This is a genomic window from Pseudomonas danubii (genome assembly GCF_042980055.1).
In the GTDB taxonomy this organism is placed as follows: domain Bacteria; phylum Pseudomonadota; class Gammaproteobacteria; order Pseudomonadales; family Pseudomonadaceae; genus Aquipseudomonas; species Aquipseudomonas danubii.
This window is the reverse complement of record NZ_CP116502.1, coordinates 1,760,907-1,773,699: the sequence shown is the minus strand read 5'-3', so window position 1 is coordinate 1,773,699 and position 12,793 is coordinate 1,760,907. Positions and strand designations below refer to the sequence as shown.

The window sequence follows — 12,793 nt, the reverse complement described above, 5'->3', positions numbered from 1 at the left end:
GCTCTATTACGGGCCTGGGGCCGATGCAGTCGGCCGTTGACACTCCCGGCCCGGTGCGTAGCCAAAAGGCTAAATCCACGGCGCGACTCAAGACTTTAGTCGTACGACCGATAAGTCACGGTAGATCAGTCTCAAGCCCCCGCACGGATGCGCCCTTTTTGGTACTCACCATGTCCCTACGCAATATGAATATCGCTCCGCGGGCCTTCCTCGGCTTTGCCATGATCGGCGGCTTGATGCTGATCCTGGGGGTGTTCGCCCTGAACCAGATGAGCAAGATCCGCGGCGCCGCCGAGGACATCACCCTGAGCAGCGTGCCGAGCATCAAGAGCCTCGACGAGTTCACCCAGCTGACCCTGCGTCTGCGGGTGCTGTCCTATCGCTTGCTGGTCAACCGTGAACCCGATGTCCAGCAAAAGACCATCGAACTGCTGGACATGCGCAACCAGCAGATCCGCGCCGCCCAGGTCACCTACGAGAAGTTCATCAGCAGCCCCGAGGAAAAGACTGCCTACGAGCAGTACGTCCAGTTGCTGACACAGTACCGGCAGATCGAAGAGCGGATGAGGTCCCTGTCCCGCGGCAATCAGGTGGAAGAGCTGCGCAACCTGCTCAACACCGACCTGCTGAACAACTCGGAAGCCATGAACACCGTGCTCAACCGCCTGATGGAGATCAACACCCAGCAGACCCTCGACACCAACCAGCAGGCCGCCGAACAGTACTCCTCGGCCTTCAAACTGGTAGTGGCCCTGCTGGTGCTGGCCACCGGCCTGACCCTGCTGTTCGCCTGGCTGCTGACCCGCAGCATCACCGTACCGATCGCCAACGCCCTGAGCGCCGCCGAAGAAATCGCCGAAGGCAACCTGACCCGGCCGATCAAGGTCGACGGCAATGACGAAGCCGGACGCCTGCTGCGCGCCATGGCCAAGATGCAGGAAAAACTGCGGGACACCCTGCAGCGCATTTCCGGCTCCGCCACCCAACTGGCGTCGGCAGCCGAAGAGCTCAATTGCGTCACCGAGGAAAGTGCCCGTGGCCTGACCCAGCAGAACAACGAAATCGAGCAAGCCGCCACCGCAGTCAATGAAATGACCAGCGCCGTGGAAGAAGTGGCACGCAACGCCGTGAGCACCTCGGAAGCCTCGAAGAACGCCACCGCCTCCGCCGGCGACGGTCGCGATCTGGTGCAGGAAACCGTGTCCGCCATCGAGCGCATGAGTTCCGACGTGCAAGGCACCGCCAGCCTGATCGGCGACCTGGCCAACGAGTCGCGGGACATCGGCAAAGTGCTGGACGTGATTCGCGGCCTGGCCGACCAGACCAACCTGCTGGCCCTCAACGCCGCCATCGAAGCCGCCCGTGCCGGCGAGGCCGGTCGTGGCTTTGCCGTGGTCGCCGACGAAGTGCGGGCCCTGGCGCACCGTACCCAGCAGTCCACCAGCGAAATCGAACGCATGATCGGCAGCATCCAGAGCGGCACCGAGCACGCGGTGGACTCCATGCGCAACAGCACCGAGCGCGCCGAGTCGACCCTGAACATCGCCCGCGGCGCCGGCCTGTCGCTGGACACCATCAACAGCGCGATCATCGAGATCAACGAACGCAACCTGGTGATCGCCAGCGCCGCCGAAGAACAGGCCCAAGTGGCCCGGGAAGTGGACCGCAACCTGGTGAACATCCGCGACTTGTCGGTGCAGTCGGCCACCGGCGCCAACCAGACCAGTGCAGCCAGCAACGAGCTGTCGCGACTGGCCGTGGACCTCAACAGCATGGTCGCGCGCTTCAGCCTCTGAAGCCGCTCGCCAGCCCCGCAACACGCCGGTAAATCGGCGCCGGAATTCACACCAAAAAAATCCGCCACTGTCATCAAAAGCTTTTTGACAGTGGCGCATTTCAACAGGTTAGAATCGCTGGCACGCAGACTGCATGGTCAGTTTGCGCCCGCCTTTTTCGCTCTGGAGTACTGCCTTTGAATGCGACGACCATCAACAGCCTGTTCTTGATCGGCGCGTTGCTGGTAGGTGCGAGCATTCTGGTGAGCTCACTTTCATCCCGTCTCGGCATCCCGATCCTGGTGATCATCCTCGCCGTGGGCATGAGCGCCGGAGTCGACGGCGGCGGCATCATCTTCAACAACTACCCGACCGCCTACCTGGTGGGCAACCTGGCCCTGGCCGTGATCCTGCTGGACGGCGGCCTGCGCACCCGGGTCGCGAGTTTCCGCGTGGCCCTGTGGCCGGCGCTGTCCCTGGCCACGGTGGGGGTGTTGATCACCACTGGGCTGACCGGCATGGCTGCCGCCTGGCTGTTCGACCTGAACCTGATCCAGGGGCTGCTGATCGGTGCCATCGTCGGCTCCACCGACGCCGCGGCGGTGTTCTCCCTGCTGGGGGGCAAGGGCCTCAACGAGCGGGTCACCGCCACCCTGGAGATTGAGTCCGGCAGTAACGACCCGATGGCGGTGTTTCTCACCGTGACCCTGATCGACATGCTCGCCAAGGGCCACACCGGCTTGCACTGGAGCCTGCTGGGGGACCTGATCCGCGAATTCGGTATCGGCGCGTTAATCGGCCTGGGGGGCGGCTGGCTGATGCTGCAACTGGTCAATCGCATTCATCTGGCCAACGGCCTGTACCCGATCCTGGTGGTGGCCGGCGGTCTGGTGGTGTTCGCCCTGACCAACGCCCTGCACGGTAGCGGTTTCCTCGCCGTGTACCTGTGCGGCCTGGTGATCGGCAACCGCCCGGTGCGCAGCCGCCACGGCATCCTGCACATGCTCGACGGCATGGCCTGGCTGGCACAGATCGGCATGTTCCTGGTGCTCGGGCTGCTGGTCACCCCCCACGACCTGCTGCCCATCGCCCTGCCGGCCCTGGGCCTGGCGCTGTGGATGATCCTGTTCGCCCGGCCGCTGTCGGTGCTGGTGGGCCTGGCGCCGTTCAAGGCCTTCCACGGCCGGGAAAAGGCCTTTATCTCCTGGGTCGGCCTGCGCGGCGCGGTGCCGATCATTCTCGCGGTGTTCCCGTTGATGGCCGGGCTGCCCAACGCCCAGCTGTACTTCAACCTGGCGTTCTTTATCGTGCTGATCTCGCTGCTGGTCCAGGGCACCAGCCTGCCGTGGGTGGCCAAGTGGCTCAAGGTCACGGTGCCGCCGGAGCCGGCACCGATTTCCCGGGCGGCCCTGGAGGTTCACGTCACCAGCGAGTGGGAACTGTTCGTCTACCGCCTGGGGGCGGAAAAATGGTGCATCGGCGCCGCCCTGCGGGAGCTGAAAATGCCCGAAGGCACACGGATCGCGGCCCTGTTTCGCGGCCAGCAACTGCTCCATCCGTCGGGTAGTACCGTGCTTGAGGCCGATGACCTGCTGTGCGTGATCGGCCATGAACACAACCTTCCAGCCCTGGGCAAACTCTTCAGCCAGGCTCCGGAGCGCGGGCTGGACCTGCGCTTCTTCGGCGACTTCGTTCTTGAAGGCGACGCCCAGCTGGGCGCGGTGTCGGCGCTCTATGGGCTCAAGCTCGACGGCCAGGACGCGGACATGCCCCTGGGCGCGTTCATCGCCCAGAAGGTCGGCGGTGCACCGGTGGTCGGCGACCAGGTGGAGTGGAACAACACCATCTGGACCGTGGCGGTGATGGACGGGAACAAGATCGGCAAAGTGGGCGTCAGATTCCCCGAAGGAAGTCGCCCCGGCCCCGGCCTCTTCCTCTAAACTGCGGAGCGCGTCAGACCTGGTCGCGACGCGTCTCCCCCCATTCCTATTTGCTTGACCGACTTCTATGCCTAACTTGCGTAAATTTTTCGCTGTTGCCCTGCTGGGTCTGAGTCTCTCTGTCGGCGCCGCACAGGGCGGCGATCCGCCCAGTGCCGAGTCGGTCCAGCAAAGCCTGGACAAGATCGCCGAACGCAAACTGCCGGAAGCCGATCAAAAGGCCCTGCAGACCCTGCTGCAAAACACCCTGAATCACCTGAACAACAAGCAGGACTACGAGCGGCGCCTCAACGACCTGCGCCAGCAATTGAGCAACGCGCCGCGCCAGACCACGGAAAACCAGCGCGAGCTGGCACGCCTGAAGGCCAGTAAAGTCGCACCGGTGGCCCAGCGCTATGGCTCGCTGGCGGTGTCGCAACTGGAGCAACTGCTGAGCGAACGCACCACCTTGCAAGGCGAGCTGCAAAAGGCCCTGGCCGACGCCAACACCCTGACCATCACCGCCCAGACCCGTCCCGAACGGGCCCAGGCGGAAATCAGCAACAGCCAGACCCGCATCCTGCAGATCAACGCCGCACTCAAGTCCGGCAAGGACGGCGGCAAGCTGCTCGGCGCCGATCAACGCAATCTGCTGAATGCCGAACTGGCGGCGATCAATGCCCTGATTCCCCTGCGCCGCCAGGAACTGGCGGGCAACAGCCAGTTGCAGGACCTGGGCAGCAGCCAGCATGACCTGCTGATGGAAAAGACCGCGCGCCTGGAGCAGGAAATCCAGGACCTGCAAACCCTGATCAACCAGAAGCGCCTGGCCCAGTCCCAGGAAACCGTGACCCAGCAGTCCATCGAGGCGCAGAAGGCCGGCAGCAGCAGCCTGCTGACCACCGAAAGCGCCACCAACCTCAAGCTCTCCGACTACCTGCTCAAGAGCACCGACCGCCTCAACGAACTGACCCAGCAGAACCTGCAGACCCGACAGCAACTGGACAGCGTGACCCAAAGCGACGCGGCCCTGGACGAGCAGATCAACGTGCTCAAGGGCAGCCTGCTGCTGTCGAAGATTCTCTACAAGCAGAAACAGGCCTTGCCACGCCTGAAGCTGGATCGCGACCTGGCGGACGAAATCGCCGATATCCGCCTTTATCAATTCGAGGTCAACCAGCAGCGCGAATTGCTGGGCAGCCCCAGCACCTACGTCGACAACCTGCTCAAGAGCCAGCCGCCGGAGCAGGTCACGCCGCAACTGCGCCGGACCCTGATCGAGCTGGCCATGACCCGCGTCGATCTGCTGGAGCGCCTGAACCGCGAGCTCAGCGCCCTGCTCAATGAATCCATCACCCTGCAACTGAACCAGAAACAACTGTTGAGCACGTCCCAGAGCCTGCGGGCGACCCTCGACGAGCAGATGTTCTGGATTCCCAGCAACAAGCCTCTGGACGCCGAGTGGCTACAGGACGTCCCTCAGCGCCTGGAGAAACAGATCACCACCCTGCCCTGGGCCTCCAGCCTCAGTGAGCTGACCGACGGTCTGGCGCAGCGGCCGCTGCTGTTCCTGCCCCTGGCGCTGCTGATCGGCGCCCTGCTGTGGCGGCGCAAGAACCTCTATGCGCGCCTGAACAAGGTGCACAAGGATATCGGTCACTTCAAACGCGACAGCCAGTGGCACACGCCCCTGGCGATCCTGGTGAACATTCTTCTGGCGATGCCGGTCACCCTGGCCCTGGCGCTGTGCGGCTATGCCCTGCAGATCGATGCCCGGGGGCAGAACGCCAACCTCGGTGCGGCGCTGCTGCAGATCGCCCAGGCCTGGCTGGTGTTCTACACCGCCTATCGGATACTCGCCCCCGGCGGCGTGGCCGAACTGCATTTCCGCTGGGAAAAACCCCAGGTGGAATTCCTCCAGGGCTGGGTCCGGCGCCTGGGGCTGGTGGTCCTGGCGCTGGTGGCCGTGGTGGCGGTGGCCGAGCACCAGCCCGCGGCCCTGGCCGATGACGTGCTCGGCATCGCCGTGGTGCTGACCTGCTACGGGCTGATGGCCTGGCTGCTGAGCCGCCTGTTGCTGAGCAGCCCGGCCCACGAGAATGCCTCGCTGTTCCGCAAGGCGTTGGGCCTGCTATTCACCCTGCTGCCAATCGCCTTGTTCATCGCCGTGTGCTTCGGCTACTACTACACCGCGCTGAAGCTCAGCGACCGCCTGATCAACACCCTGTACCTGCTGATGTTCTGGCTGGTGATCGAGGCAACCTTCGTCCGCGGACTCGGTGTTGCAGCACGGCGCCTGGCCTACCAGCGGGCCCTGAGCAAACGCCAGGCGGCCAAGGAAGCCGGGGAAAGCGGCGACGCGGTGGTCGAAGAGCCGACCATGGACATCGAGAAGGTCAACGAACAGTCCCTGCGCCTGATCCGCCTGGCCCTGCTGGGCGGCTTCATCGCCGCGCTGTACTGGGTCTGGTCGGACCTGATCACGGTGTTCTCCTACCTGGACAACATCACCCTCTACGAATACACCAGCGGCACCGGTGCCAACATGAGCATGGTGCCCATCAGCATCGGCGACGTGATCGGTGCGCTGATCATTGTCGGCATCACCTTAGCCCTGGCGCGCAACCTGCCAGGCCTCTTGGAAGTGCTGGTGCTGTCCAAGCTGAATCTGGCCCAGGGCAGCGCCTACGCCACCACCACCCTGCTGTCCTACGCCATTGCCGGAATAGGTTTCGTCTCGACCCTGGCCACCCTCGGCGTCAGTTGGGACAAGCTGCAGTGGCTGGTGGCGGCCTTGTCGGTGGGTTTGGGTTTCGGCATGCAGGCGATCTTCGCCAACTTCATCTCCGGCATCATCATCCTGTTCGAGCGGCCGGTGCGCATCGGCGACACCATCACCATCGGCAACCTGTCGGGCACGGTGAGCAAGATCCGCATCCGCGCCACCACCATCACCGACTTCGACCGCAAGGACATCATCGTCCCCAACCAGACCTTCATCACCGGGCAACTGATCAACTGGTCGCTGACCGACACCGTGACCCGGGTGACCCTCAAGCTCGGCGTCGACTACGGCTCGGACCTGGACCTGGTCAAGGAGCTGCTGCTCAAGGCCGCCCGAGACAACCCGCGGGTGCTCAAGGAACCGGAGCCTCAGGTGTACTTCCTCAACTTCGGCGAAAGCACCCTGGACCACGAACTGCGCATGCACGTGCGCGAGCTGGGGGACCGCAACCCGGTGGTGGACGAGGTCAACCGCTTCATCAACCGCGAGTTCAAGAAGCAGCACATCAACATCTCGTTCCGGCAGATGGAGGTCTACCTGAAAAACCTCCACGGCCAGGAATACAAGATGGTGCCCATCGAGCCGGAGGCCAAGACCATCGTCCCGATGCCCGGGGGCAAGCCGCTGCAGGAACCGCCGCCGAGCAAACTCGACTAAGGCCCCTATCCCTAGCAGAATGCTCGGACATTCTGCTGGGAGATGGCCGTTGAAAGCCCTCGACGAACTGACCTTCGACAACCGCTTCGCCCGCCTGGGCGACGCCTTCTCGACCCACGTACTGCCCGAACCCCTCGACAACCCCAGGCTGGTGGCCGCCAGCCCGGCGGCCATGGCGCTGCTGGACCTGGACCCGGCCGTGGCCGAAAGCCCGGTGTTCGCCGAACTGTTCGGCGGGCACAAGCTGTGGGCCGAGGCCGACCCCCGGGCAATGGTCTATTCCGGGCATCAGTTCGGTTCCTACAACCCGCAACTGGGAGACGGTCGCGGGCTGTTGCTGGGCGAGGTCTACAACCAGGCGGGAGAACACTGGGACCTGCACCTGAAGGGCGCCGGGCAGACGCCGTATTCGCGCATGGGCGATGGTCGTGCCGTATTGCGCTCGTCGATCCGTGAATTCCTCGCCTCCGAGGCCCTGCATGCCCTGGGCATCCCCAGCAGCCGCGCCCTGTGCGTGATCGGCTCGGACACCCCGGTATGGCGCGAGAAACAGGAACGCGGGGCGATGGTCCTGCGCCTGGCGCAGAGCCATATCCGCTTCGGGCATTTCGAATATTTCTACTACACGAAGAAACCCGAGCTGCATAAACAGCTGGGGGAGCATGTGCTGGCCCTGCATTTTCCCGAGTGCCTGGAGCAGCCTGAACCCTATCTGGCGATGTTCCACGAGATCGTCGAACGCAACGCCGAACTGATCGCCAAATGGCAGGCCTACGGTTTCTGCCACGGGGTGATGAACACCGACAACATGTCGATCCTGGGCATCACCTTCGACTTCGGCCCGTTCGCCTTTCTCGATGATTTCGACGCCCACTTCATCTGCAACCACTCCGATGACCAGGGCCGCTACTCCTTCAGCAATCAGGTGCCCATCGGCCAGTGGAACCTCAGCGCCCTGGCCCAGGCCCTGACGCCATTCATCAGCGTCGAGGCGCTGCGTGAAGCCCTGGGCCTGTTCCTGCCGTTGTACCAGGCCCATTACCTGGACCTGATGCGTCGGCGCCTGGGCTTCACCCAGGCCGAGGACGACGACCAGAAGCTGGTGGAACGCCTGCTGCAACTGATGCAGAACAGCGGCGTCGACTACAGCCTGTTCTTCCGCCGCCTGGGGGAGCAAGCGCCGGACCAGGCGCTGGCCCGGCTGCGGGACGATTTCGTCGACCGCAACGGCTTCGATGCCTGGGCCGAGCAATATCGGCAACGGGTCGCCCGCGATCCGCTCCAGGGCCAGGACCTGCGCCGGGAGCGCATGCACGCGGTCAACCCGCTGTACATCCTGCGCAACTATCTGGCGCAGAAGGCCATCGACGCCGCCGAGTCAGGCGATTACTCAGAAGTGCGTCGCCTGCATCAGGTGCTGAGCCGGCCTTTTGAAGAGCAAGAGGGCATGCAAGGCTATGCCGAACGTCCGCCAGAGTGGGGCAAGCACCTGGAAATCAGCTGCTCGTCCTGACTCAGGCGAAGGTCTCCATCGACACCTTGAAGCGCTCGGCCAGCCAGCGGATCTGCCGCAGGTTGAGCTGGCGCTTGCCGCCCGGCACTGGCAATTACGCATGGACCCGTCGACAGCGGATACGGATAATGCGCAACCCTGATTTCCAGTACCTGCAAGGATGCGCATGAACCTGTTCCTCACCCTGGTCGCCGGAGTCTTCACCGTCATTGGCCTGGTGTCGGCGATCATCTACCTGAGCCGCCGCGCCAAGTACCGCATGAACCTGCAGGACCTGCGCCTGCACGGCAAACCGCACCGCACCATCACCCAGGTCGAACTGGACGAACTGGCCAAACAGACCGCCAGCCTGCAGCGAATCCAGGGCCGCGGCGGCATGTCTTACCAGCCGGTCAGCGACAACGTCTACCTGATTGGCGGCGGCGCCGGGAGCGATAGCATCGAGCTGCAGTCCCAGACGCTGAAGCACATGTCGATCGGCGGCATCCCCGTGGAATTCCCCTACCCGATGGAAAATTTCCTGACCACCAAGAACCAGGCCGAAGTGGTGATCGCCAAGAAGTTCGCCGTGGTCATCGCCCTCAACGGGCATCGCCTGGCCCAGTGACACACTGAAAGCCTGGCTGCCACTTTCACCGCTCGCCCATGCCACTACCCCCGTCGATGCCCTGCAAGAGTCCACCATGAAAACTCGCTACCTGCTGCTGTTACCCCTGCTGCTCTGGCTGACCGGGTGCAAGGAAGACTTCGCCACCCTGCACTTCCAGGACTCGGTGCGCTCCGATCCCAAGGCCGGCCCGCAATTCTCCGACCAGTTGGTGCACGAGGCGTACAAGCAGAGTATTTACACGGCGCTCAGCGCCCAGGGCCTGGACCCGGATGCCATCGCCCTGGAGCGCGACAAGGAGGATGACAAAGTGATCCACCTGCGCCTGGTGGACTACTCCCTGAGCCCGGAACAACGGGGCCGCCTCAAGGCCGTCTTCGAGCAGGTTACCGACGCGCGCAAGGCCAGCTCCATGAACCTGCACCTGGAGTTGGACAACGCCCAGGCCAGCGTTACCCCGTCCGGCCCCAGCGGCCTGCCAGACAGCATCGACGCCACCCTCAAGTTCGACCCGGCGTTCGAGATGCTGCTGGACCGCAGCTACGACGACAGCCTGCGTGCCATCGTCAACCGCAGCGAAATCGAAGGCCCGGTCAGTTGCAAGATCACCGCACACCTGACAATGCCCACGCGCTTGAAACTGATCGGCTACGAAGCCCTTGAACAGGACAACAGCGAGCGCGGCCTGATCTCCTTGCTGACCCGCAGCGGCAGCATTGCCAAGGTACCGCTCAAGGTGCATTTCGATGACCCGGACCTGAACCGGCACATGCAGCAGAAAACCATCCAGGCCTGGCCTTCCAGCTCGAAAAGCACCCAGCCCGCGCCGGTGCCCCTTGACGAATTCGCCATCGTCATCGGCTCCATCGGTGTCCAGACCCTGACCTCAGCCCTGCCCTTCGACACCCGAAAGGACGAGCTGCAAGCGCTGTGCGAGCAAAAGATGCAGACCCTGGGTCGGCCATTCACCTTTCAAATGGGCCGGACCCTGGATCGCTTGACCCGCGTCGACTACCGCTAAGCGCCATGGCGCAACAAGGACCTCCATTGAACCGACGCCTCTACACCGCAGCCCTGCTGCTGATGCTGCTGACCGGCTGCAAGCAGACCTACCTCACCCTGCACTTCCAGGACACCGTGGGTAACCCCAAGCAGGCCCAGATCGTGCCGTACTTCGCCGAGACCATCACTCAGATGGCCGCCGGGATCGGCATCGAGCCTGACCACATCGGCCTGGAGATGGACCGCAAGGACGACAAGACCCTGCATATCAGCCTGGACAGCAGCGTGCCCGAAACCCAGCGCCAACGCCTGCGGGAGCTGTTCAGCGAGATTGTCGAGGCGCGCGCAGCCGGCACCTTCGAAGCCGTTCTGGAGATCGCCCCGGAAACCGGGAAATACACCAACCCCGAGTACCGCAAAAGAGCCATGGCCTTGCCGCGGCGCTTCTCGCTGGCGCTGGAGCCGGTGAAATACGCCGATGTGCTGTTTCATTACTCGATGGAGGAATTGATCAGCGGCAAGCTGTCGGCCACCGGCACGCCCAACGAGGCGTTTTGCCAATACCAGGCCACTCTCCAGGCACCGGGCATGCCGTTCAGCCAGATGGGCAGCAAGGCCGGGAGCGGAACAGGGGATTACAACGTGTATCTGGAGTGGAAAGACAACAAGCGCGAACCGGCGCAGTTCTTGTTCGGCAACATCAGGTTCGCCAACCCCACGCTCAACCAGATGCTGTTCGACAACCGCATCCAACTGTCTGCGATCAAGACCTCCTGGGGCACGCGCGAGGATCGCCGCGCCGACCGCGTCGGCTTCAGTGTCGGTTCCCTGGGCTTGCAGTACCACGAGGATGGAGAGATTTCTCCGTTGCAACACATAGGCTTCATGGGCAAGTGCGAGGGCATGGCCATGGACCTGGGCCGGCCCTTTACCTTTTACATCGGCCGCTCCATGGACCGTCTGGTCAGCGTCGAACTGGCCCCGCCCAGCACGTGAAGCCATGGCGGCGCCGACTTGATATTCACCCCGGGCGCCGCCATTTAAGGCGCTCTACCCTGTTTGCGGAGCCCAACCATGTCCGAGCCACTGCTGATCCCCTGCCCTCACTGCAACGGCCTCAACCGCATTCCCGCCGAGCGCCTGGGCGATCAGCCCAAGTGCGGGCGCTGCAAGGCCGAGGTGTTGCTGAGCAAACCCTTTGACTTGCAACAGGGCGACTACGCCAGCCAGATCAAGGGCGACCTGCCGTTACTGGTGGATGTGTGGGCTGACTGGTGCGGACCGTGCAAATCCTTTGCGCCGATCTTCCAGCAGGCCGCCGCGCAACTGAGTGGCAAGTGCCGGCTGGCCAAGCTGGACAGTGAAGCCAACCCGCAGCTCTCGGGGCAATTGGGCATTCGCTCGATTCCCAGCCTGATCCTGTTCAAGAACGGCCGGGAAGTGGCCCGCCAGAGCGGCGCCCTGCCCTTGCCGCAACTCTTGGGCTGGTTGCGCAGCCAGGGCATCTGAACACGCCCTGACAGGAGACTTGCACTCCTGCCACCGCGGCGCCGAGTTCAGGCGTTTTCCAGCAGGTTGTGCAGGTCAACGAATTGCTGGGTCAGCTTGTGTCGCGGATCGAGATAGATCAGCGGCAGGCTGGCCTGGTGGGATTCACGCATGCGCACCGAGCTGGCCAGGTACACCGGCAGCACCGGCAACCCCTCGCTGATCAGTTCGTCGAGCATCTGTTGCGGCAGGCTGGCCCGAGCCTGGAACTGATTGACCACGATCCCCTCGACTTGCAGGTCCTCGTTGTGGTCTTCCTTCAACTCTTCGATCTCCGCCAGCAGGCCGTACAGCGCCTGACGGGAGAAGCTGTCGCAGTCGAAAGGAATCAATACCCGATCAGCGGCGATCAACGCCGAAACCGCATAGAAATTCAGGGCCGGCGGGGTGTCGAGATAGATCCGGTCATAGTCCTCGGCCAATTCGTCCAGCAACTTACGCAGCTTGTTGATCTTGTGCTTGGCCTCAAGCTTGGGCTGCAGATCCGCCAACTCGGCGGTGGCGGTCACCACATGCAGGTTGTCGAACGGCGTCTCGTAGATATCCACCTGGTTCTTTTTCGAGAAGGGCCCGGAAGACAGGGTCTGCTTGAAGAAATCGGCAATGCCCATGGGAATGTCATCGCCGGTCAGGCCGGTGAGGTACTGGGTCGAGTTGGCCTGGGCATCCAGATCCACCAGCAAGGTGCGATACCCCTCGCTGGCGCTGACCGCCGCCAGATTGCAGGCAATACTGGACTTGCCCACGCCACCTTTCTGATTGAACACCACTCGCCGCATGTCTAAACCTCCGTGTATCAAAGATCACCGAGTGTAGTAGTCCTCCGCGCCCGTTAGCTACCTCGGCAACACAAGAGTTTCCCAACCTCCGCCACCCCTGGAACAGGCGATGCAAAGCCTCGGCGGCGAGGGATCGGGGCGCAAAGGAAACTCGATAGTGGCAAATAGACACCCATGATCGCGGCAGATTCGACGCTTTTGCGACCAA

At 63.3% G+C, this 12,793-nt stretch carries 9 protein-coding genes and 2 pseudogenes; 9 read left to right on the top strand and 2 right to left on the bottom strand.

The window, feature by feature from the left end; all coding sequences use genetic code 11:
• Positions 1 to 23: 23 nt before the first annotated feature.
• The 5 genes and pseudogenes from PFZ56_RS08315 to selO form a co-directional block, all read left to right on the top strand.
• A pseudogene (locus tag PFZ56_RS08315) lies at positions 24 to 893 on the top strand (MCP four helix bundle domain-containing protein); the annotation flags it as partial.
• 30 nt (positions 894 to 923) lie between these two features.
• Entirely contained in the window at positions 924 to 1,796 is an 873-nt protein-coding gene (locus PFZ56_RS08310; protein WP_372342496.1) for a methyl-accepting chemotaxis protein, read from the top strand.
• Positions 1,797 to 1,972: 176 nt separating this feature from the next.
• Positions 1,973 to 3,715 carry a potassium/proton antiporter gene (locus PFZ56_RS08305; protein ID WP_102862839.1) on the top strand — a complete coding sequence of 581 codons (1,743 nt, stop codon included), beginning with the start codon at positions 1,973 to 1,975 and terminating at the stop codon, positions 3,713 to 3,715.
• Positions 3,716 to 3,782: 67 nt separating this feature from the next.
• Complete coding sequence (mscK, locus tag PFZ56_RS08300) at positions 3,783 to 7,136, top strand: mechanosensitive channel MscK (protein WP_102882056.1); 3,354 nt, start codon at positions 3,783 to 3,785, stop codon at positions 7,134 to 7,136.
• Between the two features lie 49 nt (positions 7,137 to 7,185).
• Complete coding sequence (selO, locus tag PFZ56_RS08295; protein WP_170004061.1) at positions 7,186 to 8,649, top strand: protein adenylyltransferase SelO; 1,464 nt, start codon at positions 7,186 to 7,188, stop codon at positions 8,647 to 8,649.
• Between the two features lies 1 nt (position 8,650).
• On the opposite strand, the pseudogene PFZ56_RS08290 reads toward selO, so the two are convergent.
• Positions 8,651 to 8,728: pseudogene (locus tag PFZ56_RS08290) on the bottom strand (transcriptional regulator); the annotation flags it as partial.
• 87 nt (positions 8,729 to 8,815) lie between these two features.
• Between PFZ56_RS08290 and PFZ56_RS08285 the strand changes: the two are divergent.
• From PFZ56_RS08285 to trxC, 4 genes are all read left to right on the top strand, one after another.
• Positions 8,816 to 9,256 (top strand): IgaA/UmoB family intracellular growth attenuator, encoded by a 441-nt coding sequence (locus tag PFZ56_RS08285; RefSeq protein WP_110651000.1) that lies wholly within the window; start codon positions 8,816 to 8,818, stop codon positions 9,254 to 9,256.
• A 76-nt stretch (positions 9,257 to 9,332) separates the two neighbouring features.
• A complete protein-coding gene (locus tag PFZ56_RS08280) occupies positions 9,333 to 10,277 on the top strand; it encodes a hypothetical protein (RefSeq protein WP_110595410.1) in 945 nt (314 codons plus the stop codon).
• A 26-nt stretch (positions 10,278 to 10,303) separates the two neighbouring features.
• A complete protein-coding gene (locus tag PFZ56_RS08275) occupies positions 10,304 to 11,254 on the top strand; it encodes a hypothetical protein (protein ID WP_110595409.1) in 951 nt (316 codons plus the stop codon).
• A 78-nt stretch (positions 11,255 to 11,332) separates the two neighbouring features.
• Positions 11,333 to 11,767, top strand: coding sequence for a thioredoxin TrxC (trxC, locus tag PFZ56_RS08270; protein ID WP_102882063.1), 435 nt, complete (start codon positions 11,333 to 11,335; stop codon positions 11,765 to 11,767).
• Between the two features lie 47 nt (positions 11,768 to 11,814).
• Here trxC and PFZ56_RS08265 read toward each other — a convergent pair whose 3' ends face one another.
• A complete protein-coding gene (locus tag PFZ56_RS08265) occupies positions 11,815 to 12,585 on the bottom strand; it encodes a ParA family protein (RefSeq protein ID WP_102882064.1) in 771 nt (256 codons plus the stop codon).
• Positions 12,586 to 12,793 lie beyond the last annotated feature (208 nt).

What these genes read in the sequence shown, in the direction of transcription:
- PFZ56_RS08280 (WP_110595410.1), top strand. Translation starts at nt 9,333, where the DNA reads ATGAAAACTCGCTACCTGCTGCTGTTACCCCTGCTGCTCTGGCTGACC.
- PFZ56_RS08285 (WP_110651000.1), top strand. Translation starts at nt 8,816, where the DNA reads ATGAACCTGTTCCTCACCCTGGTCGCCGGAGTCTTCACCGTCATTGGC.
- trxC (WP_102882063.1), top strand. Translation starts at nt 11,333, where the DNA reads ATGTCCGAGCCACTGCTGATCCCCTGCCCTCACTGCAACGGCCTCAAC.
- mscK (WP_102882056.1), top strand. Translation starts at nt 3,783, where the DNA reads ATGCCTAACTTGCGTAAATTTTTCGCTGTTGCCCTGCTGGGTCTGAGT.
- PFZ56_RS08310 (WP_372342496.1), top strand. Translation starts at nt 924, where the DNA reads ATGGCCAAGATGCAGGAAAAACTGCGGGACACCCTGCAGCGCATTTCC.
- PFZ56_RS08265 (WP_102882064.1), bottom strand. Translation starts at nt 12,585, where the DNA reads ATGCGGCGAGTGGTGTTCAATCAGAAAGGTGGCGTGGGCAAGTCCAGT.